The following is a 598-nucleotide window of genomic DNA, read 5'->3' as shown; positions in this document are numbered from 1 at the left end:
CATTCCACAAACAAGGCCAGTAACGTAATACTTGTATCGAATCCAAACTCTACCGCTTGAAGCTTGTAGCCAGCGAAGTAGCTGAGCATTCCTCCAAGCCCACCTAATATTGATACGTAGATTTTGGCGAAGCGGTGCAAAAGCACTTTCAGTTGGTAGGCATACCATGCAAACAATACCCATAGACCAATCAACCACACAGGGAGCCAAGGGGTAGGGAAAACCAAAAGCGAGAAGTGTTGATTTAGCGTATCGAGAACTAGCCCGAAAATGGTGACAAAGGAGATCGCTTTCACCGAGTGAAACGCCGTCAGAATGGAATACACCAAAGTCGCCAACGCCAGTATCATCATCAACCATTGCCACTCAAACGTACCAAGCACAGCAATAAACCAGCACAGTTGAAACCAAGTGGACGCAATCAACACTCTCATAATTGTTATGGGCGCTGGAAAGTCATGTGAACGGCGCTGATCGTACGTGCAAGAAAACCGCCTTCACAATAACTAAGGTAATAACGCCACATGCGGACAAACCGGTCATCGTACCCAAACCCTCGCACAGCATCCTCTGCGCGGTTAAAACGGCGATGCCACTC

At 47.8% G+C, this 598-nt stretch carries 1 protein-coding gene and 1 pseudogene; both read right to left on the bottom strand.

What is annotated here, in order from left to right:
• Window positions 1-434, bottom strand: a 434-nt coding sequence (locus R7190_RS28925; protein WP_318138074.1) for a DUF2878 domain-containing protein, incomplete at its 3' end; no start/stop codon positions are given.
• A gap of 5 nt (window positions 435-439) precedes the next feature.
• Window positions 440-598: pseudogene (locus tag R7190_RS28920) on the bottom strand (SAM-dependent methyltransferase); the annotation flags it as partial.

This window comes from Vibrio sp. 1078-1, from assembly GCF_033340475.1.
Note: the sequence above shows the minus strand (reverse complement) of the source record. Positions and strands in the feature narration are given on the sequence as shown.